Genomic DNA, 26,879 nt, shown 5'->3' with positions numbered 1-26,879 from the left:
TTATGATAGAAAAGACACACCACACCCCAGTCATAAAATTATAATGACTGGAATAATGGGGTGCTTGAATGGAAGACCATCTCACGAGGAATAATGAAAATGACCATTAGTGGCAATAATGTAAATTAACGATTTTCCATTTATTACAATTAATTTAGAATATCAATATTATAGAAAACTAGAAATTTGATAAAGTAAAAAGCAGAAATTTACTTATTTTCTTTCATGAAGGTTTCCATAAAAGATTTTAGTTTTTCGACATGATTTAACGGTACAGCGTTATAAGTTGATACTCGGCAACCTCCAACAGAACGGTGGCCGTTTAAACCTATGAATCCAGCATTCTTTGCTTGTGTAAGGAACTCTTTCTCTAAATTCTCATTGGCTAACTTAAAGGTAATATTCATCTGGGATCTCGCTTCAGGCTCTGCATGTCCTGTGTAGAACCCACTGGACCCATCAATGACACTATAAATAAGATCTGCTTTTTGTTTCGCCAATCGTTGCATTTCCTCAACTCCACCAAGACCTTTAATCCAGTCTGTTACAAGGCTGGTTATGTAGATAGCAGCAGTTGGAGGCGTATTATATAACGAATCTTTACTAGCGTGTTGCTTATAAGACAAAGATGGTGGAAGTTTCTCATTTGCTGATTCTAATAAACTCTTTTTCATTATTACAATCGTAACTCCAGACATTCCAGCATTCTTTTGGGCACCAGCGTAAATCATATCGACATCATTCCAGGGAATAGATCGGCTTAAAATATCACTTGACATGTCAATAATAACTGGCACGGCTGGTTCTTTAGGGAAAGAAGACCATTGCGTTCCGTAAATTGTGTTGTTAGAAGTAAGGTGGATATACGCTGTTTTTTCAGTTACTTTGGATAAATCCACTTCTGGAATATGTTTAAATTGATTACTTTCAGAAGTCGCGAGCGTGGTGACATTTCCCAAGGCTTGCGCCTCTTTGGCAGCTTTTTCAGACCAAGAGCCGGTTAAGACATACGCCGCTTCTTTGTTTTCAGGCAAGAAATTAAGAGCAACCATAGCAAACTGAAGACTTGCTCCCCCTTGTAGAAATAAAACTTCGTAGTCATCAGGTACAGAGAGCAGCTCTTTTAATTGATTGATTGCTTGATAATGAATTTTTTCGTAAAGAGGGCTTCTGTGACTCATTTCCATGACTGCCATTCCAGAGTTTTCATAGTTGAACATTTCTTCCTTAGCTTTCTTTAGAACAGGTGCTGGAATAGGGCTTGGACCAGGATTAAAATTATAAACTTCTGTCATTGTAAAACCTCCTAGAGTAATAAATATCACATTGTTAAAACATAGCTTGGATATGTTTTATATATTAACAAAAAACGACATGCCAATACTTTGACACGAGGTCTGAGTTACATTAAATTGGATTGGATTTCTTGAGAGATGTCCTTTAGTGCTTGCTCTGAATATTCACTGCTGTGATCATGCCAAACTGCTCCAAAACCATCACCTTTACCGTAGCGGGGAAGAAGGTGAATGTGGAAATGAAAAACGGATTGACCTGCTGCTTCACCATTATTGTTTAGCATGTTTAATCCGATTGGATCAAAAGATGCTTTTATGGCATTGGCAACTTTAGGTACAGCCCTAAATAAATTAGAGGCAGTTTCTTCCTTCAATTCGTAGACGTTTTTTTCATGGCTCTTTGGAATCACAAGAGTATGTCCTTTTGTTACTTGACTTAAATCTAAAAAGGCATATACTTCGTCGTCTTCGTACACTTTAGCTGAAGGAATTTCTCCAGCAACAATTTTACAAAAAATACAATCGTCACTTTTGTGCATGACATATCACCTCTTTAACATTTTTTAGAATGTAATTATTAAAAGTAATTCCGTTCCGATCTTGCTTCTGGACTATTGTGAAAATTTCCTTTTTCATATCTTACCATAAATGAGTCATTTAATTTAATATTTTGTCAATCGTTAGTAACTTGGACTTTATTACCCTTTTTAGATATAGTAAAGATTGGATACTATGGATGTTAATCAAGGAGGTATGAAATGTGAATGATCTTTTGAAAGTAAGTCATATCACCGGTGGTTATCAAAACAGTAAGCCGGTTCTCCACGATGTTTCTTTTACTGTTAAACCTCATGAAATGGTAGGTCTAATTGGTTTAAATGGAGCTGGGAAAAGTACAACAATCAAACATATATTAGGATTGATGGAGCCTCATAAAGGAGAAGTCCGTTTATTAGGAAAAACAATGGCGGAAGATAAACTGAACTACCGTCAAAATTTTGCTTATATCCCGGAGACCCCTCTATTATATGAAGAAATGACACTGTGGGAGCATTTAGAACTGACCGCGATGGCGTATGGACTAACAAAGGACCAATTTGAATCCAGATCCCATAAGTTATTAAAAGAATTTAGAATGGTGAAAATGGCTAAGTGGTTTCCAAGTCATTTCTCAAAGGGGATGCGCCAAAAAGTAATGATCATGAGTGCTTTTTTGATACGGCCTTCCGTTTATATTGCGGATGAACCGTTTGTTGGTCTAGACCCTATTGGAATAAAGTCTTTTCTTGATCGTATGGTGGAACTTCGAGAAGAAGGTTGTGGTATTCTCATGTCCACTCATATATTAGCAACAGCGGAAAAATACTGTGACCGTTTTATTTTGCTTCATCAAGGAAAAATTATTCTAGAGGGTACACTTACTCAACTTCAGGAGCAGGCAAACATGCCAGGAGCTGATCTGGATGATATTTATGTAGAAGTAACGAAGGAAGATTTATATGATTAATGTACAGGACCTTTGGGGCAAACGTCGCAGTGACTATTGGACAATGGCAATACGCTACCTTCGTCTTATTGCTAATAGTGGCTTTTTATTTACGATTTACTTACTTTTTGTGTTCGGAAGTTATTATTACGGCCAGTTTTTGCAATGGCTTCCAGAAGCATTTCCAGCGGTATTATTTTTCACAGTTGTTTTTACTTGGTTAGAGACAAGGGGAAGAGTTCGAACGTTCATGAAGCAAGGCGACTTGTTTTTTCTTACCCCGGTGGAAGGAAGATTAGCACCTTATATTCGTTCTTCTATTTTCTACAGCTGGATCATGGAAACATTCTGGCTCGCACTGTCATTTTTAGTATTAGCACCTCTCTTTTTCGACCGAATTCAGGGCACAGGCAGTGTACTCTGGTTTAGTTTATTTCTGCTAAGTGCATTGAAAGCATATAACCTTCTTACGGGATTTGAAGAGCAACGCGTATTAGATAAGTATCATTATTTGATACACACACTCCTACGGGCAGGCCTGAATCTAGTGGCAGTATACGCTATTTTTTCTGTCCAACCTTTGTGGGTCATCGCTGTTGTTACAGGAGCACTCCTTCTTTTCTACTTAGGCTATTACCGAAGATTAGCTCAACAGTTTAGCTTGAAATGGGAAAGACTTGTAGAGATTGAAAATCAAACAGTGATGACATTCTATCGTATAGCGAATAGCTTTACGGATGTTCCGAGTTTAAATTCTAAAGTGAGATTCAGAACGTGGTTAAATGCTATCTATTCGCTTATTTCATTCGATAAGAAGCATGTGTATCATTATCTTTTTGCTCGGTCATTTTTCCGGTCAAATGATTACTTTGGGATTTACATCCGCCTTACACTTCTCGGAGCGTTATTTCTCTCCATCGTTGAGTTAGACTGGGGGAGGTGGCTGATAGCGATTCTATTCGCTTATATGACCACCTTGCAGCTGGAAACACTGAAAAATCATTATGATACTAGCCAAATGGTGGAGCTTTATCCTATTGACCCATCCATGAAAATTAAAGCTCATTCATACTGGATGAACGCATTAGGAGTTTTTCAGGTAATCGTCTTTGCTGTGATCGTTTTCTTCCCTTATGGATTTCTTGATGCAGTGATCGTTCTAGTACTTGCATTAGTTGCTTATCAATATCATATTCATGTAAGACTTCCTAAAAAGTATGAAACTTCTTCTATGTAATATCGTAAGTATAAGTAAGAGGAAGGAGCTGTACTAATGACGGAAGAGTTAAAAAAACTCGAACGGGAACTGGAACGGTGGGAATACAGGAGTTTACGCACGTTATCGATGCCCGAAAAAGTAAGCAAGCGATGGCAAAATAAAATCAATAACAAACTGCCGGATAAACTGCATCGTGTTGTTACAGAAGGTGTCAAACAAATGATTAGAGCGACGATAGCAAGCAGTGATTATTTATCTGGTCAGCCTATATTAACCGACATATCTTTAACAGAACGCGAGAAAGTACTTGATGAAAAAATTAAAGCGTACAAAAGAACGGCAGCATTAGAAGGTGCTGGTACTGGTTTTGGTGGGATTTTTCTGGGAATAGCCGACTTTCCGTTACTTTTAAATATAAAAATGAAATTCCTTTTCGATACGGCAAAGATTTATGGACATGATGTAGAAAATATAAGTGAGCGTTTATTTTTACTTCATGTATTTCAGTTAGCTTTCTCGAAAGAACAACGAAGAGTCGAGGCTTTCGAGAAAGTAACCCATTGGCAAGAGACGACAGAGTCATGGGTGAATCCAAATCCGAGCCTTGAAGAAATTGACTGGAAATCCTTTCAATTAGAATACAGAGACTTTATTGATTTGCCGAAAACGTTGCAGCTTATTCCGGGATTTGGGGCGATCGTTGGGGCGACAGCAAACTATCATTATTTAGACATGCTGGCTTACCACGCTAAAAACAGCTACAGGCATCGAGAAATTTATCAAACAAAAGTCTTACAGTAAGTATAAGCAAAACGGAAAAGATCCCTCTTGAATAACTTTCAAGAGGGATCTTTCGCCTTATGTTCTATGCATTTTCAAATGTTTTTAATACTAGGTTTCCCAATAAGTTAGCCCCATGAAGCATTGAACGTTCATCAATATCGAAGTGCGGATGGTGATGAGGATACGTGGTTTCCCAACTTGGATTTTCAGCTCCGGTAAAAAAGAAAGCACCTTTTACATTTTGGAGGTAATAACTAAAATCTTCTCCTCCCATTTGAGGTCTGGAATGTACCACTTCTGTAATTTCCGGTGTTTGGCTCGCCACTTGCTGAACAATTTGTGATTGTTCTTTATGATTGATAACGGCTGGATAACCATAAGAATAATCAAATTTGACAGTGGCACCATAGCTAGCAGCTACACCTTGAATTACTTCGTTCATATCTTTTTGGATCTGTTGTTGAACGTCTTGGCTGAAGGTCCTTACAGTCCCCTCTAACCTTGCAGTATCAGCAATAACATTATAGGCGTTCACTGCATCAAATGCACCAACGCTAATGACCGCAGAATCCATTGGATCTACTCTTCTACTAACAATATGTTGCAACGACTGAACAATTTGCGAGCCAATTAGAATCGAATCTTTCGTGTGATGCGGCTGTGCACCGTGACCACCTTTACCTTGAACAGTTACCGTAAAATGATCTGCCGCAGCCATTATTGGGCCTTCTGTGTATTCAATTTGTCCTAAAGGAATCGTAGCCCATAAATGAGTGCCATAGATAACGTCTACTCCATCAAGGCAACCGTCTTCGATCATTGGTTTTGCCCCACCAGGAGCATGTTCTTCCGCAAATTGATGAATAAAAACCACGGTACCACTTAGTTCCTCTTTTATTTCATTAAGAACTTTCGCTAAAACTAACAGTAATGATGTGTGACCATCGTGCCCACATGCGTGCATTACGCCAGGAACAAGAGATTTGTAAGGAACATCTTTGGCATCTTGAATTGGCAGTGCATCAAAATCTGCCCGTAATGCAACAGTTGGACCAGGTTTTGCTCCGTGAAGCTTCGCAACTACTCCGCGACCTCCTACATTTTCTCTTACTTCATGACCCAGCTCTTTATGATATGTTGCAATATATTTAGGTGTCTCGACTTCCTCAAATGATAATTCAGGGTGCTGATGCAAATAGCGTCTAATCTGGACCATTTCATCAAAATAACTTGCTAATTTTTCATGCAATTTATTATTCAATGTACTCACTCCCTATTCAGCTCTCTAGAGGTTAATCATAACATTTTTCGATAAGAAAAACGGCATAGCCGTCTTTTATTAAATAGAGCGTGAACTTTCGCACCCTATGTTTCACGAGTTTTTCGAAAAGCTATTGGCAAAGGAAGGCATTGAAAAAAGTAGATGAGTACTTTTCCAATGCCTTCTTTAGTTCATGTATTAAGTTTTTTGTCTGAGGAGTTAAATACTAAACGGAATATATTGCGAGAGATAAGCAGCTACTCTAGCGAAAAGTCCCGTAAATAGCATGATTCCTAACACAATCATAATTACTCCACTCGATTTTTGAATTATAGGCAGGAACTTATTAAGGTTTTTAATTTTATTTATAGATTTTGAATAGAGCATGGCAACAAGTAGAAACGGGATGCCTATACCAATAGAATATGCAAATAGTAGCAACATTGCTCCATAAGTTCCAGTATCGGCAGCGAGTGTTAAAATAGAACCGAGCACAAGGCCAATGCAAGGCGACCATCCAGCAGCAAAAACAAGACCGAATAGAACAGATCTTCCAAAGCTGGCCGATTTGGCCGGTCCTCTGAATCTTTTTTCACGCATTAAGAAATTCAAACTGAAAATTCCGGTCAATTGAAGACCAAATAGAACAATAATAATTCCACCTAATTGTTCTAATAATGCAGAATTTTTAAGGAAAAATGATCCAATAAAAGAGGAAGAAGCGCCTAAAACTAAAAATATAGAAGTGAAACCTGCGATAAATCCAATGCTTCTCGTGAAAATAAGACGCTTATCGGCGGCTATTTGGTTTTCTGAAATGCCACTTCCAGTTAACTGAGCAATATACGCCGGGACGAGTGGAAATACACAAGGTGATAGAAATGACACGACGCCAGCAAAAAGAGAAATCACAAGCGATAAAAATGACACTTCGTTTATAATGAAAATACTTGAAAATACCATACCTTAACCTCCTTTAGAAAAAGGCACTATTTATGAATTATATAGAATAATCAACACTGAACGATAACAGTGCTAAGAAAAAAAATACCCATTATAATATACATGAAATAGGACGAGATTAGAATCTTTTTCACTTAAATATCATTTTTTTCTGTTTGAAACCTTTTATGACACTTATCTTCTTTTTTAACTAAGAAGATTCGTCATTTTTAAAAAGAATGTATAAGTAGACAACTATCTTTACTCCACGAGTGTCAATGAAACCCATCTTCCTATCGAGTAGCACCTACACGCACTACGTAGGTGCTACTCGGGGGTGGCGAAAGATAACGATGTATTTAACAAAAGTCGCTTTGCGTTTTTCTTATTTCGTGGAGTATAATACTTTGAAGTGGAGGTGAAAGATCGTTGAAAAAGAAAATCATGTCTATTTTATTCTTTATAGTTTCGTTATTCACAGTAGGATTAGCTGTATATTTTGTAATAATACTATTCGGTAATTATGCCATAGATGAAAAAGATTTAGTGTTAAATGAGTCAACAAAAATAGTTGATCGAGATGGAAATGAGATTACTAGACTGTTTGTTGAGAACCGTGAAATTGTAGATCTTGAGGACATCCCGAATCATGTAAAAGATGCTTTTATTTCGATTGAAGATCACCGCTTTTATGAGCATACTGGTATAGATATTCGTGCGATTGCCCGCGCATTATACCGGGACGTTATTACGCAATCAAAAGCAGAGGGCGCGAGCACAATTACTCAACAATTGGCAAAAAATGCGTTTTTAACAAATGAGAAATCCTGGTTAAGAAAAACAAAGGAAGTTCTGATTGCGGTTAATTTGGAACAAAGGTATTCAAAGGACGACATTTTGGAAATGTATTTAAACCGAATATATTTTGGTCATGGAGCCCATGGAGTTCAAGCGGCTTCCAAGCTATATTTTGATAAGGATGTAAAAGACACTTCTATTGAAGAAGGTGCCCTTTTAGCATCGTTAATCAAAGCACCAAGTCACTATTCTCCTTTTTTGGATCCTGAAAGAAGCAAGGAGCGTAGGGATTTAGTGTTGCGAACGATGGAACAGAGAGGGAAGTTATCAGCGGAAGAAACTGTTAGGTTGCAAGGAAAAACGATTCCTACAGATCAAACGAAGATCACGGAAAATCAGGCTTATTTATCTTATATAGATATGGTTTTGGAGGAAGCTGAGGAAGACCACCAAATTAGTGAAGCAGAAATACTGAAAGGTGGGTACACCATAGTCGTTGAAATGGATAAAGTGGCGCAAGAAGTGCTTTACGAACAATTCCAAAAGGATGAAACGTTTCCTGGTTCGAATGTCCAGGGAAGTATGGTATTACTAGATAATGGCACAGGAGCAGTTATTGCTGTGCAAGGGGGTCGGGATTATGTTCGAAAAGGGTTTAATCGGGCCGATCAAGCTCTTCGTGCTCCTGGATCGGTTTTCAAACCAATAGCGGTTTATGCACCAGCAATGGAAGAAGGACTTTTTAATCCGTACTCGCTTCTAAAGGATGAGCAAATAAATTTTGATGGGTATGAGCCTCAAAATATTAGTGGACAATACACAGGAGAAATAACATTGTACGATGCTATAAAAGATTCAGTTAATCTACCCGCTGTTTGGGCGTTGGACCAATTGGGGATTGATATCTCAAAATCATATTTAGAAAAACAACATCTTTTGTTGGATGACGATGGATTAGGAATGGCATTGGGAGGTTTGGACCAAGGAGTTTCACCATTGACAATAGCCTCCTTGTATAGGACTTTAGCAAATAATGGCGTATACTCTGAACCTTATTTAATTGATAAAATTTATGATAGAAATGATGAAATGGTGGCCGAAGTGGTTATCGAAGAAGCAGAAGTTTACTCTCCTAAAACAGCCTGGGATATGACACGTATGTTGGAAGCAGTAATCCAAGAAGGCACAGGAACTTCAGGTCAATTTAATGGGGCTCTAGCGGGGAAGACTGGAACGACTTCTCTTGATTCTGTAGAAGGTGCATCACGAGATATATGGTTTGCAGGGTATACACCAGATGTCTCAGGTGCTATTTGGATGGGGCTCGATACAGATGATGAAGAAAACTATATGACCGCATCCAGCGATGTTACTACAATCGCATTTAAAACTGTACTGCAGGAAATGTACCCTGAGTCCTCTGAAACAAATCTAGCTTTTGAGGTACCGGATGGGGTAGAGGATTTAGAAGGTCCGATCCAATTTGTTGATATTGATGATTTATCTGCAAATTTAAAAATTGGATTTACGGGTGGCCGGGTAGAGCTATCGTGGTCTTCCAGTCAGGATGATCGCTTGCATTACCGGATTTATGAAGTAGTTGGGAATGATCGTAAACTTATAGATGAAGTTGTTGGAGAAAGTGATTATATCGTAAAAGGAGCAGGCGTTTTTTCTTCTTCCTCCTATGTAGTGGTACCTTTTAATCCACAGATCGACAGAGAAGGTGAAGCATCTAATCAAGCAGACGCAGAATTCCAATTATTTTCACGAGACAGCGCTTCTTAATAAAAGGGCGTATAGCGTTGCACGCGGAAAGCCATTTATCACTAGATAATTCGAATAGCACCTAGGAAGGAATTTGATAGGTGCTATTCGGGGCGGCAGAAGCTAACGTTTTTTATTATAAAATGTGATCAGATTGTGAACGTAATTTTTTCAAAATAGTGACATGGATCCTCAATTATTGTATTGTCCATTATAATTTAAGTATAATGTTACATAGTGAGAAAGTAATGGCAAGATAGAAAATCAAACATAATTTTAGACATGGGGTGTAAAGGTTGACGATGGAATTTAATGATCAGTTTTTAAAAGCATGCAGGCAAGAGCAAACGAGCCATGTGCCAGTATGGTATATGAGACAGGCGGGAAGATCCCAGCCGGAATATAGAGAAATAAAGAAAAAGTATAGTTTAGAAGAGATTACTCATCGTCCTGAAACGTGCGCGTACGTAACGAAATTACCAGTTGACCAATATAATAACGATGCTGCGATTTTATATAAGGATATTATGACTCCTTTACCGGCTATTGGCGTAGATGTAAAAATAGAAAAAGGCATTGGCCCAGTCATTTCAAACCCTTTCAGTTCGCTGAAAGATGTACAAAGATTAGGACAGCTTGAACCGGAAAAAGATGTTGATTTTGTACTTGAAACAATTAAATTGCTTAGAACACAATTGAATGTACCCCTAATTAGCTTTAGTGGCGCTCCTTTTACTTTGGCGAGCTACATGATTGAAGGCGGACCATCTAAAAATTACAATAAAACGAAAGCAATGATGTACTCACAGCCTGAAACATGGAATCTATTAATGGACAAACTTGGAGATACGGTAATTAGGTATGTAAAAGCGCAAATTAATGCTGGTGCACAAGCGATTCAAATATTTGATTCATGGGTTGGAGCCTTAAACCAGCAAGATTATCGAACTTATGTGAAGCCGATAATGAAGAAAATATTTACAGAATTACGAGGAGAAGGTGTTCCCCTAATTATGTTTGGTGTAGGTGCCAGGCATCTTTCTCTAGATTGGCACGATCTTCCGTTAGATGTTGTGGGCCTTGACTGGCGATATCCAATTAACGAAGCAAGAGCTGATGGTATTACAAAAACAGTGCAAGGTAATTTGGATCCTTCTGTGTTATTGGCTCCCTGGAAAGTTATTGAAGAGAAAACAAAAGAAATTTTGGACCAAGGCATGAAGCAGCCAGGGTATATTTTTAATCTTGGACACGGTGTATTCCCTGAAGTAGACCCTGCAACTTTGAAAAGGCTGACTGCTTTTGTTCATGAATATTCAACAGAAAAGTTACTACAAATTAATCGTTGAGGATGATATAAATTGAAAAAAACAATTGGTTTATTAGTAATGGCTTATGGTACACCTAGAAATATGGGCGAAATTGAATCGTATTATACCCATATTCGCAGAGGAAGAAAACCATCACAAGAACAATTAGATGATTTGACAGAAAGATATGAAGCAATTGGGGGAATTTCACCGTTAGCTAGAATTACAGACGAACAAATGAACAAGTTGGAAGCAGAGCTCAATAAAAGATACGATGACCTTGAATTCAAGGCTTATCAAGGTTTAAAGCACATCGATCCCTTCATTGAAGATGCGGTTCACCAAATGAAGAAAGATGGGATTGAGGAAGCGGTTAGTATTGTGCTGGCACCTCACTATTCAACGTTTAGTGTGAAGTCTTATAACGGTCGTGCAAAGGAAGAATCTGAATTAATCGGAGGTCCTTCTATTACTAGTGTTGAAAGCTGGTATGATGAGTCGGCTTTTATTAATTATTGGGCGGATCAAATTCTACAGACAAGAGAAACAATGACGGAAAAAGAGCGCAGCAATCATGTAGTTATCTTTTCGGCGCATAGTTTACCTGAAAAAATACTGCAGAACGGAGATCCGTACCCAGACCAACTGAAAGAAACAGCTGCTTTGATTGCTGAAAAAGCAGGAGTGAAGAACTATGAAATAGGTTGGCAAAGTGAAGGGAACACTCCTGATCCTTGGATTGGACCAGATGTGCAGGACTTAACGAGAGAATTACACGAAAAACATAATTATGAGGCGTATATGTATTGCCCTGTTGGATTTGTAGCTGACCACCTGGAAGTATTATTTGATAACGATTATGAATGTAAGGTTGTTACTGACGAGGTTGGTGCAGGATACTACCGGCCGGAAATGCCAAATTCAAAACCTGAATTTATCGATGCTTTAGCTTCCGTTATCCAGAAAACGTTCAAGGTTAAGAATAATGTCTAAGCAACGAATTGCAATTATTGGCGGTGGGATAACAGGTCTTGCCGCTGCATTTTACTTAGAAAAAGAAATCAAGCAAGGTAACATTGATGCTGAATATGCTCTCTACGAAGGAAGCGGGAGGCTAGGAGGCAGAATTCAGACTGATTATCAAGATGGTTTTGTTATCGAGAAAGGTCCGGATTCCTTTTTGGCTAGAAAAACAAGTATGTCCGAATTTGCAAAAGATGTAGACATGAATGAGGATTTAGTGGATAACCATTCTGGTTCATTTATTTTACATCATCATACATTACATCCTATGCCAGAAGGTGCAGTGATGGGAATTCCAACAAAAATTATGCCATTTGCGAAAACAAAATTATTTTCTCCTATGGGAAAGGCTAGGGCAGCATGTGATTTGGTATTGCCTAAAACAAATAATGGCCAAGGTGATGAGTCACTAGGGCATTTTTTTCGTAAAAGATTAGGTAATGAAGTAGTGGATCATTTAATTGAACCTCTATTATCCGGAATCTATGCAGGCAATATTGATCAATTAAGTTTGCAAGCAACTTTTCCTCAATTTCAGCAAATGGAAAACAAGTATCGTAGTTTAATTATTGGAATGAAAACACAGCGAGCGCAAAATCAAACTAAAACAGCTCGCCCTAAAAATGAAAAAGACAGTAAACCAAAAGGAATGTTTTTAACCTTTCTAGGAGGTTTGCAATCGTTTGTAGATCGGATTGAGGAAAGATTGGACAGTGGCAGTGTTCATAAAAATAAAGCATTACTTGAAATGAATAAATTAGAAGATAAATACGAACTGCTGTTTGAAGATGGTACGAAGGATACAGTAGATCGAATTATCCTCACTACTCCTCATCAACAAGCTTTTAAGCTTTTTGAGCAGGAAAAGTTCATGAAGTACCTTGGAGACATCCCTTCAACTTCCGTGGCAACCGTAGCTTTAGCCTATCCTAAACAAGCAATAAAAAAAGATATTGATGGAACTGGTTTTGTAGTTTCAAAAAAGTCAGGTTATACGATTACTGCCTGTACTTGGACTCACAAGAAGTGGGTACATTCTGCACCTGAAGGTTACGCATTGTTAAGAGCGTATGTTGGTAGGGCTGGAGATGACAGTATTGTTAATATGACAGATGAGGAAATTTTAGGAAAAGTTAAAGAGGACTTAGATCATATTATGAAAATTGAAGGAGATCCCTTATTCTATCGTATTAAACGATGGAAAGAGGCAATGCCGCAGTATGAGGTAGGTCATTTAGAACAACTTCAAAAAGTCAGACAAGGTTTAAGTGAAGCCTATCCAGGCATTGACCTGGTGGGTGCCAGTTATAACGGTATTGGCCTGCCTGATTGTGTGGATCAGGGTAAAGCCGCTGTTAAACGTCTTGTAACTTCATAAGACATAAGAAAGCAGTCTCTTCAAATATACTTGAAGAGACTGCTTTTTTTACAAGTTAAGAATTTATAAAATTAGCAGCTATCTTCACGCCGCACGTATCAAGGGAAAATCATCCTTGATACTTAAAAGATGGCGGCGGAAACTGACGCTGTATTTACCAAAAGACGGCTATGCCGTTTTTTCTTAGCTATGCTTTTTTACGTTCGATTTCTCCAGCTAATGCATAAAGGGCGATGAAGGAAGCGAAATGAGAACTAAAGTCGTTTCCATCTTGTTGAGGATATACTTCTACAAAATCCATGCCAACAACACCTAATTTGCAAACTTCGTGGACAATACTTAACAATTCATGAGAATTTAGACCATTACCGTCGACTGGTCCACCTGGATTAAAAGCATGATCCAATACATCACTACAAATACTCAAGTAAACGACATCCGTATTAGTAGATGCTATGTCATAGGCTTTTCTAGCGATATCTCTTATATGATCTGATTGTCTAATATCTTCAATCGTAAGAGTGGTAGCCCCCATTTTTTGAGCTAGCCTTCCATTTTCAGGCTTATTTCGTGGACCGTGAATACCTAAGTGTACAAGTGATTCATTCACAACGCCTTCTGTCTCGTACAATCTTGCAAAAGGGGCACCGCGACCATATGGGTCTCCATTCGAATGTTCATTATTGTCATAGTGGGCATCCAAATGAATAATCCCGACTTTTTTATTAGATTCTTCAATGAGTCCTTTAACAATTGGATATGTAATTCCGTGATCACCCCCAAATGCAATGGGGAAGTTTCCAGTACTCCAAATATCCTTAGAGAAAGCTTGAATTTTTTTCATCGTATCCTCTGGTTCAGCAGGCGTTACTGGGACGTCTCCTTTGTCGCCGATAGAGAGATGTTCAAATACATCAAGATGATTCAATTCAGGTAAGTAACCACTGTATCTTCCTGAGCATAACCGAATTACTTTAGGCCCTAGTTCACAGCCAGTATAATCCCCCCAAGTTACAGCACCTTCCCACGGCACACCATATACAGTTACATCTACTTCACTTTCTTTTTCCGGAAAGGCTACTAAGTTCTCCCCTCCTAAAAAACAAGGTGTATTTCCATAAATGAATGAAGACATGAAAAATTCCTCCTTTTGCAAAATATCTATTTATAAGTTCCCTTAATCACCAAATGATAAACGAACTAGACAAATAATTCAAAAATTATATTTATATTGATTTGTCGAAACCTTCCTCAGGCTTGAATTAAATAGCGGAAAAAAGATAATTTTGAGAAGAAACGTCGATAATGAGCCTATTTTTAAAAACTTTGTCAAAAAGTTATTTAACTTTTCTAAGTATACTCATTTATACTAATTAATGGGGGCAAAAATAAAAAGGAGCTAATTAAATGAATACAATAGTTGAACTGGAGATTGTGAATCATTTACGAAAAAGTAAAAATGACATAGTTAATGAAATGATGCTGTTGTTTCATAACGTCTCAATGACGAGCACCCAAGAGTTAGATTTACATAATGAAATTTCTAGTTTACTAAAATCTTTCATCTTTAAAATTACAACAGATAAAATGTTGAACTATTCAGGATTCGGCAGAAAAGTAGAGGAATTCCGTATAGCAATGGAGTTATCCGTTGCAAATATTGTAGATGTATTTGATGATTGCCGGTTAATCGTGGAGAAATGGATAGCAAGTGCCCCATGTAATAATGAGGGGAAATCATTTGCATTAGCAAAATTAAATGAATTTTTTTTGGAAATACAAAAAGAGACCTATTTACACACAATTAAAGAAAAAAATATTGAACTAAACTCAAAAAATATAGAATTAATGGAACTAAGAAAAGACAGAATGAAAATTCTATCGCAAATTTCCACTAGTTTTGCTCATGAAATTCGTAATCCACTTACTTCTATTAAAGGGTTTATTCAACTTCTTGAGAAACGAGTGGATACTCCGGAACTGGAAAAGAGATACTTCGAATATATTTATCGTGAGATGCAAGAATTAGAACGGGAAGTAAATCAAATATTATTATTGTCAAATGAAAAAAATCATCAAGATGTTATAAATACACGAATTTCATTGAGTGACTTACTTAATGAAGCAATTCATTCATTTAGACCAATTCTAATGCAGAATAAAATTAAGATGGAAATTAATTTCACTTCTAATCTAATTGTTTTAGGAATAGAAGAGCAAATAAAACTGATATTACTTAAGTTATTACAAAATGCCAACGATGCACTAATATTAAAAGAAAAAGATCGTAAACTATCCATAAGCCTTATTGAAAAATCGAATACACTAATTATTACGATTTCAAACAATGGTCCTCCGATCCCCAGTGTGATAAGACATTCTATATTTGAGCCATTTGTAGGGACAAAGGAAATGGGAAAAGGACTTGGGTTAACTGTTTCTAAGCAACTTATGAAGAAGCATCAAGGAACGATTGAATACCATTCAGAAGGGAAATGGACAGCATTTAAATTAAGATTCCCAAAGCAATAACTATTTTATAAATAGTGTTAATTATGTTCGTTTATAGGCTCAAATGTGATATGATAAAAGTTATGGTTAAATGTTCTGAGGAGTGTTTATATGGCGACAGAATGGAATGTCTTAAATCTTTTACGTCATTCACGTCACGATTGGTTAAATCACCTGCAACTAATAAATGGATATTTATCAATGGGACGAGTTGATAAAGTAGAAAAACTGGTGGAAGACATAGTCAATAAAGCAAAGAATGAAAGTCATTTATCCCACTTGAAGATGGATAAAGTTGCGGAAAAACTACTGACATTTAATTGGGGAGATCACTCGTTCCGGATTAGTTTTGAAGTCATAACCAGTGAAAGTGATTGGTCTCAAGTAGAAGATACCGTGTATCCCTTTTTGGAGATGTTATTTCAATTATTAGATACCTATGCAGTATATGGTGAAGATCATCATGCGATGATTATGATCAGTGATATTGAATCTAAAACAATTGAAGTTGACTTTCAAGGGACTTTAACATTTACTAAGGATATGGAAAAAAGAGTTAGACGGATTGAGAAGGAATTTGAACACAATATTGAACAAATAGAATGGAATGAATCTGAGTGCTATGTTAATTTTTTTCCAGAAGGCATAGTAAGGAAACGGTCTCACCATACGAGTGAGAATGGTTCTAGTATCAGATAAGAGGTGAAGGATATGTTTGTAGATAAAGTAAAGATATTTGTAAAAGCGGGTGACGGTGGTAACGGTACAGTTGCATATCGTCGAGAAAAATTTATACCTGATGGTGGTCCAGCCGGTGGCGACGGTGGTAAAGGTGCTGATGTTGTTTTTGAAGTGGATGAGGGATTACGTACATTAATGGACTTTCGCTATCAGCGTCATTTCAAGGCTAATCGTGGAGAAAACGGGAGACCTAAAAACCAGCATGGGAAAAGTATGGATCCTATGGTAGTTCGAGTTCCGCCTGGTACAACAGTCACAGATGAAAAAACAGGTAAGATAGTGGCAGATTTAACGGAACATGAGCAACGAGCAATTATTGTACGGGCTGGACGCGGAGGCAGAGGTAATTCTCGGTTCGCAACACCATCTAACCCTGCACCAGAGATTGCTGAAAATGGTGCACCTGGGCAAGAGAAGGATTTGGTGCTGGAATTAAAAGTATTAGCGGATGCTGGTTTAGTGGGTTTTCCAAGTGTAGGGAAATCAACGCTTCTTTCTATCGTTTCAGCAGCCCGACCTAAAATCGGGGATTACCATTTTACTACTTTAGTTCCTAATCTAGGCGTAGTTGAGACAGAAGACCACCGTAGTTTTGTTATGGCGGATTTGCCTGGCCTAATTGAAGGTGCTCATTCTGGAGTAGGTCTTGGTCACCAATTTTTACGGCATATAGAAAGAACAAGAGTAATTGTTCACGTTATTGATATGAGTGGAATAGAAGGACGAGATCCTTTTGAAGACTATAAAACGATAAATTTAGAACTTAGTGAGTACAATCTAAGGCTTACAGAAAGACCTCAAATTGTCGTGGCAAATAAGATGGATTTACCTGGTGCTGAGGACAATTTGGAATTGTTTAGAGAGCAGGTTGGTGAGGACGTTGAGATTCATTCGATTTCTGCAGCTACCAAACAAGGGCTGTCCGGTTTGCTAATGAGTATTGTAGACAAAGTGGAATCAACACCAGAATTTCCTCTTTATGAAGAAGAAGAATTGGAACAACGTGTTGTTTATAAATATACCCAACAAGATGCTCCATTTAATCTTACAAAAGATCATGATGGCGGCTTTACGATCGAAGGGCACGAAATTGAAGTCATATTTAAAATGACTGATTTTAATCGTCATGATTCTGTCCAGAGATTTGCTAGAAAAATGCGCCATATGGGTATTGATCAAGGATTACGTGATTTAGGAGCCAAGGACGGAGATATCGTTCGAATCTTGGATCACGAATTCGAGTTTATTGAGTAAATAAATGTACGATGAGGAGTCGAAGAGATTTATGAAGCAAGCATGAGTTTGCTTTTTCTCCTTCGACTTTTTTTAATAGATAGGAAAGGGTATGTTGACAGTTCTCTTAACGCCAGTATCAAGGGACCCCTTAATGGATGTTGTCTAGAGATCAAGCTGTCGTTAATTAAAATGGCTACGCGTTTTTCTTATGATGAAATTTAAATGAATGGTATTTATACATATAATTATTAATTACGTTTAATTAATTTCATCAATAGAAATTGTCTCAGTATTGTCAACTACGGAGACGACCATTATAATGATGAAATAGGTTTCATATTTTAGGTGGTGAGGGATTTGCGCAAGCGTACAGACCAATTTTACTTGGTGAGGGAAGACATGTTGCCAGAAGCAATGCTGAAAACAGTAGAAGCTAAAAAGCTGCTAGAAAGTGGTAAATCATATAAAATTAATGAAGTCGTACAACAAGTGGATTTGAGCAGAAGTGCCTTTTATAAATACAAGGATGGTATTTTCCCTTTCCATACAATGATAAAGGAAAAAATTATTACCCTCTCCATCCATTTAGAAGATCAATCCGGCGCACTAAGTAAGCTTCTGTCTTTAGTGGCTGCAACAGGTGCAAACGTACTTACAATTAACCAAACAATTCCTTTACAAGGGAGAGCAACGATTACTATGACAATTGAAACTGCTGCAATGCACGCAGATGTCACGGTTCTTTTAAAAAAAATTGAAACTCTTGAATCAGTAGTAAGGGTAGAACTCATAGGTTCAGGTGCATAAGGGAGTGAAAGTATGATGGAGAAAGTCGGATTTTTAGGACCTAAGGGTTCTTTTACAGAGGCAGCCGCCAAAGCTTTAGTACCTAGCAACGAGCGAGTGCCGTTTCGTTCTATTCCTGATACGATGGATGCAGTTAGTGAGGGGAAAGTAGACCACGCGATGGTTCCAATGGAGAATGCTATTGAGGGATCAGTTAATATTACGCTAGACTACTTCATTCATCATCAACGAATGAATATGGCTGCTGAAATTGTTGCACCAATAGAACAACATTTGCTGGTAAGTAATCAAAATTTATCTTCTTGGGATGAAGTGAAAAAAGTATATTCTCATCCCCAAGCAATTGCGCAGTGTCACCAATTTTTACGCAAATATTTACCTGAGGCGGAAATTTCCTATGTGAATTCTACCGCAGCGGCAGCTAAATATATTCAAGAAAATCCAGATGAAAGTGCAGCTGCAATCGCTAATAACATAGCTGCAGATGCCTATGGTCTAAAAATTGCCCAACGTAAAATAAACGATTATGAAAATAATCGTACACGTTTCTTGTTGTTAACAAAGGGAGATAAACCATTTAGCAATAAGTTGATTTCTGATGAAACAACATATAAAACCTCTATGATGATCTCACTTCCTTCTGACTTTTCTGGTGCTTTACATCAAGTTCTTTCTGCGTTCTCTTGGAGGAAAATGAATTTGACTAAAATAGAATCCAGGCCTACCAAAACAGGATTGGGAAATTATTTCTTTATTATTGATGTTGCTATGAAAAGAGATAACGTTCTAATACCATCAGTTTGTGAAGAATTAGAAGCACTAGGGTGTGGAGTACAAGTGTTAGGTAGTTATCCTTGTTTTTCTTGGGAAGAGCTTCAAAATATTGGAGAAAAAGTTGTTGAAACTAAATCAACGTAAAAGATTCTAAAAAAACTGTGAGAAGGGTTAAAGCCCTCCTCACAGTTTTTTTATTTATATTATTTATATATTAGGTTGCCTTTAAAGTAGGCTGTGGCATTTTTAAGTAAGTAGTGCATATATATTGAAAGTGAGTTTGTCTTTTTAGATTAAGCAGTGACCAATCGCCCAATTGTGCATAGGATAGAGTGATATCGTATTGGAGGGATAATAAATGAAAATTCATATTACTCAAAAAGGGGATACGCTTTGGAATATATCCAAAAAGTACGGTGTACCCTTTGAGAGTGTTAAGTCAGCAAATAAACAATTAGCAAATCCTGATCTAATTATGCCAGGGATGAAAATAAACATCCCGAATAACAAAGCTCCGACAGCAAACAATAAAATAATTGCTAAAGAGGCACCAGTTGCAAATAAGCCGCCTGTGAAAGAACAACCAAAACCGAAGAAAGAAGAAATTAAAAAAGAAGTTAAAAAAGAAGTTAAAAAACCAATACCACCTAAACCTGCACCAGCAAAACCGAAGCCAGCACCGGTACAAAAGCAACCATCTTATGAAATAAATAAAACGAACATGAATGTGAATGTTTATAATAAACACGCTTATAAACCAATTTCTGCACCTCCGCCAACACCGAAGCCAAAAGAAAAAGCAAAAGCAAAGGCAAAAGTATCACCTACTATGCCGGTGAAACCTAAACCAATCGCCAAAGAAAATAAATATGTACCGTCTAATAAAATTACAAAAACAAAACCACTAGAGGCTAAAATAAAGATACCTCAGGTTAAACCGGTAAAGGCATCACTTCAACCGACAATGAAGAAGCAAGCAAAGCCAATGATGCAGCAACCTATGCATAAAGGTTACCAAATGGGACCAGTGATGGAAGGATGTATACCACCTGCATATCTTTGCCAAGATTGCGGTAGCAGCATGCCACAACAACAATATAATTCTTATATGGCACATCCGGCTCAAATGGAAGCGATGTATCAGCAGCCGAATAATCAATTAATGGGAATGCAGCATGTACCGCAACAAGCAAATAACCAAGTAATGGGAATGCAATATCTGCCCCAGCAACCGAATAATCAAGTGATGGGGATGCAACATCTGCCCCAGCAACCGAATAATCAGATGATGGGGATGCAGCAAATGCCACCCGAGCAACCGAATAATCAGATGATGGGGATGCAGCAAATGCCACCCGAGCAGCAGAATAATCAGATGATGGGGATGCAGCATCTGCCATCCGAGCAGCCGAATAATCAATTAATGGGAATGGAGCAAATGCCACCCCAGCAGTCAAATTATCAAGTAATGGGGATGGAGTATCTCCCGCAGCAATCGAAACAACACCATAATCTTACTGAGCAGTACAATCATGCAAGTGACCAAACAACGAATAATCAAGTAAATAATGGGTTATTGAGTATGCAGAATGCACCACAGCATCCATATGATTATGGAGCGGAGCCTGATCTTGCTAATCAACACTATACCAGAGAAAAAGACACGAAAGAATCGGAGAAAAAAGCTAAAGATAATAGTTATGGTGACCTTTCGGCTTTTAAAGAGGGGAAAACACCACGGAAAAATAATGAGCGTAAACTAAATAATCCGGGACCCTTTTATGGACCTGGGACCTCTTTAGGAAAAGGAAGTAATTAACAGAAGGTACCATTTTTATATACTAAGCAGTTGTCGTACTTATTAATTTAATTTCCTAGAACTTACAGGATGATCTTATCCAAATCGGCTCACCCTAATTGGTGAAAGGAGGAGGATGAATGAAAAAGTTAATAACGTGTATTACAGCTGCTTCAATATTAATGGCAGGAACAGGGTGTGGAGATACCGAAGATGGAGCCCAAGGTGGTGAAGCCTATGGACTGCAAGGAAACAGAGTTGGAACAGGTTCCGGGGGTGCCGGTCATGGACAGGACCAAAGAGGTTTAGCTGGGACTAGAGACAGATATGGTGCTGCTGGTCAGCAGGAGCAAGGTCAGTTAGGTGAAAGAGGTCATCAAGGTCAAGGTAGGCAAGGGGAACAGTATAATATAACTGAAGGTCAAACAGCTCGTAATGGTGGATTTTCCAGAGGAATTGTCGGAGATGACCGTCCAGGCATGGTAGATGACAATGGTTTACTGAATGGGCGTATGAGAGCAAATGACCAAACAAATGATTATCGTGGTTTAAATCAAGGAACAGGACGACGTAACTATGGTGGAACCGGTGGTGTAACTGGCAGAACAGGTGCTGGAGGGGCTAGCCCGTATGGAGCGGACGGACCTGCAACCAGTGGTGGAGCCGGAGGAATGACCGGAGGAGCTGCTGGGGGATCAACCGGCGGAGTAGGAGCCGGTGGTGTCGATGGAGCTGGCGGGGCTGGAGCAGATGGAATGGATGCTGGTCGAGCTGGACGAAATGGTACTGGAGCCGGAGGTGCCATTGCCAACCGTAGACCTAATAACCAGAGTTATTATGCTACCGAAGAAGGCAGAACAGCTAGACAGATTGAAGAACGAGTAGATCAAATAGATGGAGTTCAAGATGCAGATGTTATTATCAGTGACGACGAAGTGGTTGTTGGTATTAGAGGGACTAATACCAATGGTAATAATGGAAATAATGGAAATAAAGGAAACAACGGAAACAACGGAAACAACGGCAATACGGAATCACAGGTTCGGTCGGCTGTAAGTGATATGGTTGAAGATAAACAAATTCACGTAGTAACGGACGAAGCGGGTGCACAAGAAATTCATCAAATGGAAGGTCGTTTAAGAGGTGGAGAAGCATTTGAAGAAGTTGGAGAAACTTTTAATGCAATGTTGGATGATTTAGGCGATGCTATTCAACGCCCCTTTGAACAGACTAGATAATAGTTAAATTATATATGTAAAGGGTACTGAAAAAGATTAATTTTCAGTACCCTTTTTGATTTAAATTAGGGTTTATAGAAACATTAGGCTTGAAATCACTATGTACAAATCTTTGCCGCAGAAACGCCTTTATTCTCCCGCAACAGAACGTGTCATTTCCTCTGTCAGAACGCTCTGAAATAGCATCGTAGCTTATGAAGGAAGTTTTTTTAAAAGATGTTATTTTTAAACGGATTCATAGACCAAATTTCCTCCATTTTTCTTAAAAAGGCCATTGTATTATGCTATAGTAAAAGCATCAAGTTAATGGAGGGAATTAATGTGGCAGGACATTCTAAATGGAGTAATATCAAGCATCGTAAGGGACGTCAAGACGCCAAAAAAGGGAAAATATTCACTAAAATTTCAAAGGAGATTTTTCAAGCTGTACGAGACGGTGGAGAGGACGTTCAAACAAATGCAAATCTTAGTTTGGCATTAGATAAAGCAAGACAAGCAAATATGCCAAATGAAAATATAGACAGAACAATTAAAAAAGCTACGGGTAATCTTGAAGGAGTGACTTATGAGGAAATCATTTATGAAGGATATGCCCCGTATGGTGTAGCGGTTTATGTTAAGGTACTGACTGATAACAAAAACAGGTCAGCAGCTGAAGTCAGGCTGGCATTTAATAAGAATAATGGAAACCTGGGAGAGACAGGTTGTGTCGCATTTATGTTTCAGCGAAAAGGCGTACTCATTCTTGAAAATATCGAAGGAATAGATGAGGAGTCAATTATGCTTGAGGCTATAGAAGCGGGAGCGGAAGATGTCGTTGTAAAAGATGAAATAGTCGAAATAACTACTAGCGCCGAGCTGTTAGATGCAGTAAAAAGCAAGTTGACACAAGCCCTTTCTTTGAAAGTTGAGGTTGCGGAAATTACCATGCTTCCAGATACTTATATACCTTTAGAGGAAGAGAATAGTGAAGAAGTTATAAATATGATAGAAGCACTTGAAGACAGTGATGACGTTCAAGAGGTATACCATAATCTTGAAATAATATCACAGTGATAAATATTTTAACCATTAATAATGGATATTATAGATATTAGTTTTGATTCCATTTTGAAATGGAAATAGCCTGCGTAATACCAAAAAGTTGCTCCGACGAGTTTCAAAAAGAGTGTACGAAACGAAAAGAAGTATGAATTTTTTGTAACTTGTTACCGAAGGGGATTTCTTAATGGATATACTTATATCGCTTACTCCTGTATTAACAGTCATCGTATTTTTGATTATCATGCGTTTGCCGGCAGTTAAAGCAATGTCAATAAGTCTTGTCGCAACGGCGTTGGTAGCCTACATTTATTGGAAGGTTCCGATTGTACAATTAACAGCTTCGGTATTTGAAGGTGTTATTATTGGTATTTCGATTTTATATATCGTATTCGGGGCAATATTATTGCTGAATACCTTAAAGCTGAGTGGCGCAATTGATACGATTCGTACCAGTTTTATGAGAATTAGTCCTGACAGACGTGTTCAATTAATTATCATTGCTTGGCTTTTTGGAGCTTTGGTTGAAGGCGCGGCTGGGTTTGGAACACCCGCAGCAATTGGAGCACCACTTCTGGTAGCGCTAGGTTTCCCTCCTCTTGCTGCAGTAGTTCTAGCTTTAATTGCAGACAGTAGTCCAGTTTCTTTTGGAGCAGTAGGGACACCTATTATAGTTGGTGTGGAACAAGGGTTACAACAAGGGACAGGAATAGCTTCGGTAGCAGCACCTTATATTAACGAAATTGGTATGGATCAATTTCTTCAAGACGTATCACTACAGGTGATGCAAATTGATATCTTTGTGGGTACTTTTATGCCTCTTTTGTTAGTAATGATTTTAACGAAAGTCTTTGGAGAAAATCGTTCGTTCAAAGAAGGACTGGAAATATGGAAATTCGCAATATTTTCAGGGCTTGCATTCACCGTTCCTGCTTTACTTGTTGCTGCTTTCTTAGGTCCAGAATTTCCAGCCATTTTTGGTGGTTTGTTCGGTCTTTTAATTGTAGTTCCAGCAGCAAAAAAGGGATTTCTTCTTCCAGAGAAGAAATGGGATTTTCCTGCTAAAAAGAACTGGGAATCTAATTGGATTGGAAGTTTATTGGAGGAAGATGTAATCCCCCGAAAAAAGTTACCTCTTATTTTAGCTTGGGTACCGTATATTACTGTAGGTGTATTACTTGTACTTACTCGTTTGGAGGTTCTTCCTTTTAAAAGCTTGCTGCAGAGTTTCACGCTAGGCTGGAGTTATATACTAGGAACAGAGATAAGTGCATCTTTAGAGCCATTATACTTACCTGGAGCTGTTTTTATTGTTGTTGTATTGATAACTTTCTTCGTTCATGGAATGAAAGCTTCTCAACTAGGACACGCAATGGGTGTCTCTAGTCGAGCGATCGTAGGAACTGCAGTAACATTATTTACAGCTGTTCCTATGGTTAGAATCTTCATAAATTAGGGAGTGAATGGAGCAGGGTTACTGAGTATGCCAATGGAACTTGCCAACGCAGCATCTGCAACACTGGGAAATAGCTGGCCATTTTTTTCGCCACTTATCGGTTCGCTAGGCAGTTTTATTTCTGGTAGTGCTACATTTAGCAATATGATGTTTACATTGTTTCAATTCAGTGTCGCAGATCAAATAGCAATCGATCCTACGTTGATTATTGCTCTTCAAATATTAGGTTCTAATGCAGGGAATATGATTTGTGTTTTAAATGTAGTAGCCGCAGCATCCGTAGTTGGTCTTCTTGGCAAAGAAGGAGAAATTATTCGCCTCACTTTCTACCCAATGCTGTATTATGTCTTTTTCTCTGGAGCCTTAGGACTAATTTACGCTTTTTTAATTGGGTAATATATGGTGTTTTCTAGTCGTAAATTATCTAATTTTCTAGTATTTTTGATCGTTTTATATAAGTACTGGAAGAAATTTAAAAGGTAGTCGCCGCCTTCGCTTCTTCGATCTTTTCAAAAAATCAAAGGTTAAGAAAGCATTTCAAACAAAAGATGCTACGCGTTTTTCTTAGTTGATGATAAGTTTAGATGTATTATTTAAATATGAGTAGTTAATGCTATGCATATATGTCGTAATTCTAAAACATGATTTAAAGTAGGGGGCGGCTAAATGCGAGCTTTAAAAGTTTCAAGAATAATCATGGTATTTCTTATGTTAAGTCTTCCTTTATTCTTTAGTTTTGGAGCGAATCTCTCTGTTATAGCAAAGGACTCTCTGACTTCCGGGGAACCTCATAACGTCGATGTTACGTTACAAAGAGTTTACTTAGACGGGGAAATGAGCGAAGAAAAATTGGAGGAAACCATTTGGTCAATGGAGGATTTTTGGTCCAGATACAGTGAATGGCAACTTGTAGATCAAAATCAGTCAGAAATCATTTTCAGACAAGATGTAGATGATATTTCTCCTTTATTAAAGATGCATGGCTATTTTGGCCTTGCTGAAGACGGAACATTAAGTATTTATCATGGAAAGCCAGATGGAAGTGATGTGATCCAATCATTCTTCCAAATAAACACAGAGAAATTAAAGAGTCAGCTTTATAAGTCTTTATTGGAAGGTATTCCAGTATCCTCCAAAGAGGACTATATTCAAGTACTTAAGAAATATGAAGAGTACTCTATGGAACTTTAATGCGGTAAAATGAAAAGCTGCCACGATTGTGGCGGCTTTTCTATGTTTCATCTCTAAGTTTTTTCAAGAGACTGTTATGCAGTTTAGTTTTTCTTTCAACTCCATCATCTTACCAACGTATAGATCGTTTTTCTGTGCTAAAATAGAAATATGTGTTCGTATAGATTAATTACAGTAAGCGAGTGGAGGAAGAACTTTGATAGAATGCTTAAAAGGGAAAATTATAAATATAGAACGGGAAGCAATTGTGATTGATGTGAGAGATGTTGGATACTTAGTTTATTGTGGAAATCCTTACCGTTATGAAGAATCGATAAATGAAACCGTAACGGTGTATACATATCAACACGTGCGTGAAGACGCAATTCGACTTTACGGTTTTTTTCACCGGGAAGAAAGAAGGTTATTCGAAAAGCTTCTCTCGGTTTCAGGGATAGGTCCAAAAGGGGCATTGGCGATAGTTGCGGCGGAACAGCCACAATTAGTTGTGGAAGCGATTGAAAATGAAGAGGAAGCATTTCTCATTAAATTCCCGGGCGTAGGTAAAAAAACAGCGCGTCAAATCATTTTGGATTTAAAAGGGAAGCTAGAAGAACTTATGCCAACCTTGACGCTTGATTTGACACAACCGCATTCAGAGCATTCGGTACCGAAGCAGCGATCAGGTAATCAAGAGCTGGAAGAAGCGATGGAAGCATTGAAAGCACTTGGTTATGTGGACCGGGAAATTAAAAAAGTTTACCCACAGTTAGCCAGTGAGACGATGTCCACTGATCAGTATATCAAGTTAGCTTTAAAAGAAATGTTGAAGCGATAATAATCTT

22 protein-coding genes and 1 pseudogene are annotated in these 26,879 nt (G+C 38.0%); 18 read left to right on the top strand and 5 right to left on the bottom strand.

Features of this window, described 5'->3' with window-relative positions; genetic code table 11:
* Positions 1 to 209 precede the first annotated feature (209 nt).
* Positions 210 to 1,295 carry a 3-phosphoserine/phosphohydroxythreonine transaminase gene (serC, locus tag ACHABW_RS08525; protein ID WP_435754913.1) on the bottom strand — a complete coding sequence of 362 codons (1,086 nt, stop codon included), beginning with the start codon at positions 1,293 to 1,295 and terminating at the stop codon, positions 210 to 212.
* A 107-nt stretch (positions 1,296 to 1,402) separates the two neighbouring features.
* Positions 1,403 to 1,834 carry an HIT family protein gene (locus tag ACHABW_RS08520; protein WP_110936823.1) on the bottom strand — a complete coding sequence of 144 codons (432 nt, stop codon included), beginning with the start codon at positions 1,832 to 1,834 and terminating at the stop codon, positions 1,403 to 1,405.
* Between the two features lie 221 nt (positions 1,835 to 2,055).
* Here ACHABW_RS08520 and ACHABW_RS08515 point away from each other — a divergent pair, with 221 nt between their 5' ends.
* Genes ACHABW_RS08515 through ACHABW_RS08505 form a run of 3 tightly spaced genes read left to right on the top strand, consistent with a single transcriptional unit; the run spans position 2,056 to position 4,801 of the window.
* Positions 2,056 to 2,802 (top strand): ABC transporter ATP-binding protein, encoded by a 747-nt coding sequence (locus ACHABW_RS08515; RefSeq protein ID WP_110936822.1) that lies wholly within the window; start codon positions 2,056 to 2,058, stop codon positions 2,800 to 2,802.
* A complete protein-coding gene (locus ACHABW_RS08510; protein WP_435754912.1) occupies positions 2,795 to 4,018 on the top strand; it encodes an ABC transporter permease in 1,224 nt (407 codons plus the stop codon). Before ACHABW_RS08515 ends, ACHABW_RS08510 begins: the two co-directional genes overlap by 8 nt.
* Positions 4,019 to 4,054: 36 nt before the next feature.
* Complete coding sequence (locus ACHABW_RS08505; RefSeq protein WP_435754911.1) at positions 4,055 to 4,801, top strand: EcsC family protein; 747 nt, start codon at positions 4,055 to 4,057, stop codon at positions 4,799 to 4,801.
* Between the two features lie 64 nt (positions 4,802 to 4,865).
* Here the strand turns inward: ACHABW_RS08505 and ACHABW_RS08500 are convergent, their stop codons facing one another.
* Positions 4,866 to 6,044, bottom strand: a complete 1,179-nt coding sequence (locus tag ACHABW_RS08500) for a M20 family metallopeptidase (RefSeq protein ID WP_435754910.1) — start codon at positions 6,042 to 6,044, stop codon at positions 4,866 to 4,868.
* Between the two features lie 219 nt (positions 6,045 to 6,263).
* Complete coding sequence (locus tag ACHABW_RS08495; protein WP_435754909.1) at positions 6,264 to 7,007, bottom strand: cytochrome c biogenesis CcdA family protein; 744 nt, start codon at positions 7,005 to 7,007, stop codon at positions 6,264 to 6,266.
* Positions 7,008 to 7,415: 408 nt separating this feature from the next.
* On the opposite strand from ACHABW_RS08495, the gene ACHABW_RS08490 reads away from it, so the two are divergent.
* From ACHABW_RS08490 to hemY, 4 genes are all read left to right on the top strand, one after another.
* Positions 7,416 to 9,572 (top strand): transglycosylase domain-containing protein, encoded by a 2,157-nt coding sequence (locus ACHABW_RS08490; RefSeq protein WP_435754908.1) that lies wholly within the window; start codon positions 7,416 to 7,418, stop codon positions 9,570 to 9,572.
* 281 nt (positions 9,573 to 9,853) lie between these two features.
* Complete coding sequence (gene hemE / locus ACHABW_RS08485) at positions 9,854 to 10,900, top strand: uroporphyrinogen decarboxylase (protein ID WP_435754931.1); 1,047 nt, start codon at positions 9,854 to 9,856, stop codon at positions 10,898 to 10,900.
* A gap of 12 nt (positions 10,901 to 10,912) precedes the next feature.
* A complete protein-coding gene (gene hemH, locus ACHABW_RS08480; RefSeq protein WP_435754907.1) occupies positions 10,913 to 11,854 on the top strand; it encodes a ferrochelatase in 942 nt (313 codons plus the stop codon).
* Positions 11,847 to 13,262: a protoporphyrinogen oxidase gene (gene hemY / locus ACHABW_RS08475; protein WP_435754906.1), complete on the top strand. Its 1,416-nt coding sequence runs from the start codon at positions 11,847 to 11,849 to the stop codon at positions 13,260 to 13,262. Before hemH ends, hemY begins: the two co-directional genes overlap by 8 nt.
* A gap of 187 nt (positions 13,263 to 13,449) precedes the next feature.
* On the opposite strand, the gene ACHABW_RS08470 is transcribed toward hemY, so the two are convergent.
* Positions 13,450 to 14,397: an agmatinase family protein gene (locus tag ACHABW_RS08470; protein ID WP_435754905.1), complete on the bottom strand. Its 948-nt coding sequence runs from the start codon at positions 14,395 to 14,397 to the stop codon at positions 13,450 to 13,452.
* Positions 14,398 to 14,669: 272 nt separating this feature from the next.
* On the opposite strand from ACHABW_RS08470, the gene ACHABW_RS08465 reads away from it, so the two are divergent.
* The 11 genes and pseudogenes from ACHABW_RS08465 (at position 14,670) to ruvA (ending at position 26,872) form a co-directional block, all read left to right on the top strand.
* Entirely contained in the window at positions 14,670 to 15,794 is a 1,125-nt protein-coding gene (locus ACHABW_RS08465) for a sensor histidine kinase (RefSeq protein ID WP_435754904.1), read from the top strand.
* Between the two features lie 90 nt (positions 15,795 to 15,884).
* Entirely contained in the window at positions 15,885 to 16,472 is a 588-nt protein-coding gene (locus ACHABW_RS08460; protein ID WP_435754903.1) for a Spo0B domain-containing protein, read from the top strand.
* A 12-nt stretch (positions 16,473 to 16,484) separates the two neighbouring features.
* Positions 16,485 to 17,768: a GTPase ObgE gene (gene obgE / locus ACHABW_RS08455; RefSeq protein ID WP_110936812.1), complete on the top strand. Its 1,284-nt coding sequence runs from the start codon at positions 16,485 to 16,487 to the stop codon at positions 17,766 to 17,768.
* A 339-nt stretch (positions 17,769 to 18,107) separates the two neighbouring features.
* Positions 18,108 to 18,557 (top strand): ACT domain-containing protein, encoded by a 450-nt coding sequence (locus ACHABW_RS08450; RefSeq protein WP_110936811.1) that lies wholly within the window; start codon positions 18,108 to 18,110, stop codon positions 18,555 to 18,557.
* A gap of 15 nt (positions 18,558 to 18,572) precedes the next feature.
* On the top strand, positions 18,573 to 19,475 hold the full coding sequence (gene pheA, locus ACHABW_RS08445; RefSeq protein WP_435754930.1) for a prephenate dehydratase: 903 nt from the start codon (positions 18,573 to 18,575) through the stop codon (positions 19,473 to 19,475).
* Positions 19,476 to 19,689: 214 nt separating this feature from the next.
* A complete protein-coding gene (gene safA, locus ACHABW_RS08440; protein WP_435754902.1) occupies positions 19,690 to 21,150 on the top strand; it encodes a SafA/ExsA family spore coat assembly protein in 1,461 nt (486 codons plus the stop codon).
* A 119-nt stretch (positions 21,151 to 21,269) separates the two neighbouring features.
* Positions 21,270 to 22,367, top strand: a complete 1,098-nt coding sequence (locus ACHABW_RS08435; protein ID WP_435754901.1) for a YhcN/YlaJ family sporulation lipoprotein — start codon at positions 21,270 to 21,272, stop codon at positions 22,365 to 22,367.
* Positions 22,368 to 22,688: 321 nt separating this feature from the next.
* Positions 22,689 to 23,423, top strand: coding sequence for a YebC/PmpR family DNA-binding transcriptional regulator (locus tag ACHABW_RS08430; RefSeq protein WP_435754900.1), 735 nt, complete (start codon positions 22,689 to 22,691; stop codon positions 23,421 to 23,423).
* A gap of 172 nt (positions 23,424 to 23,595) precedes the next feature.
* A pseudogene (locus ACHABW_RS08425) lies at positions 23,596 to 25,260 on the top strand (L-lactate permease).
* 270 nt (positions 25,261 to 25,530) lie between these two features.
* Positions 25,531 to 26,055, top strand: a complete 525-nt coding sequence (locus tag ACHABW_RS08420) for a BofC C-terminal domain-containing protein (RefSeq protein WP_435754899.1) — start codon at positions 25,531 to 25,533, stop codon at positions 26,053 to 26,055.
* Between the two features lie 196 nt (positions 26,056 to 26,251).
* On the top strand, positions 26,252 to 26,872 hold the full coding sequence (gene ruvA, locus ACHABW_RS08415; RefSeq protein ID WP_110936807.1) for a Holliday junction branch migration protein RuvA: 621 nt from the start codon (positions 26,252 to 26,254) through the stop codon (positions 26,870 to 26,872).
* Positions 26,873 to 26,879 lie beyond the last annotated feature (7 nt).

The organism is Salipaludibacillus sp. CF4.18, assembly GCF_051262595.1.
Classification (GTDB): Bacteria; Bacillota; Bacilli; order Bacillales; family Salisediminibacteriaceae; genus Salipaludibacillus; species Salipaludibacillus neizhouensis.
The sequence above is the reverse complement of the archived record's forward strand: the minus strand, read 5'-3'. Positions and strand labels throughout refer to the sequence as shown.

Excerpts from the sequence above, each read along its gene's own strand:
- serC (WP_435754913.1), bottom strand. The coding sequence starts at position 1,295 with ATGACAGAAGTTTATAATTTTAATCCTGGTCCAAGCCCTATTCCAGCA.
- ACHABW_RS08520 (WP_110936823.1), bottom strand. The coding sequence starts at position 1,834 with ATGCACAAAAGTGACGATTGTATTTTTTGTAAAATTGTTGCTGGAGAA.
- ACHABW_RS08510 (WP_435754912.1), top strand. The coding sequence starts at position 2,795 with ATGATTAATGTACAGGACCTTTGGGGCAAACGTCGCAGTGACTATTGG.
- ACHABW_RS08505 (WP_435754911.1), top strand. The coding sequence starts at position 4,055 with ATGACGGAAGAGTTAAAAAAACTCGAACGGGAACTGGAACGGTGGGAA.
- ACHABW_RS08495 (WP_435754909.1), bottom strand. The coding sequence starts at position 7,007 with ATGGTATTTTCAAGTATTTTCATTATAAACGAAGTGTCATTTTTATCG.
- hemE (WP_435754931.1), top strand. The coding sequence starts at position 9,854 with ATGGAATTTAATGATCAGTTTTTAAAAGCATGCAGGCAAGAGCAAACG.
- hemY (WP_435754906.1), top strand. The coding sequence starts at position 11,847 with ATGTCTAAGCAACGAATTGCAATTATTGGCGGTGGGATAACAGGTCTT.
- ACHABW_RS08470 (WP_435754905.1), bottom strand. The coding sequence starts at position 14,397 with ATGTCTTCATTCATTTATGGAAATACACCTTGTTTTTTAGGAGGGGAG.
- ACHABW_RS08465 (WP_435754904.1), top strand. The coding sequence starts at position 14,670 with ATGAATACAATAGTTGAACTGGAGATTGTGAATCATTTACGAAAAAGT.
- ACHABW_RS08460 (WP_435754903.1), top strand. The coding sequence starts at position 15,885 with ATGGCGACAGAATGGAATGTCTTAAATCTTTTACGTCATTCACGTCAC.
- obgE (WP_110936812.1), top strand. The coding sequence starts at position 16,485 with ATGTTTGTAGATAAAGTAAAGATATTTGTAAAAGCGGGTGACGGTGGT.
- pheA (WP_435754930.1), top strand. The coding sequence starts at position 18,573 with ATGGAGAAAGTCGGATTTTTAGGACCTAAGGGTTCTTTTACAGAGGCA.
- safA (WP_435754902.1), top strand. The coding sequence starts at position 19,690 with ATGAAAATTCATATTACTCAAAAAGGGGATACGCTTTGGAATATATCC.
- ACHABW_RS08435 (WP_435754901.1), top strand. The coding sequence starts at position 21,270 with ATGAAAAAGTTAATAACGTGTATTACAGCTGCTTCAATATTAATGGCA.
- ACHABW_RS08420 (WP_435754899.1), top strand. The coding sequence starts at position 25,531 with ATGCGAGCTTTAAAAGTTTCAAGAATAATCATGGTATTTCTTATGTTA.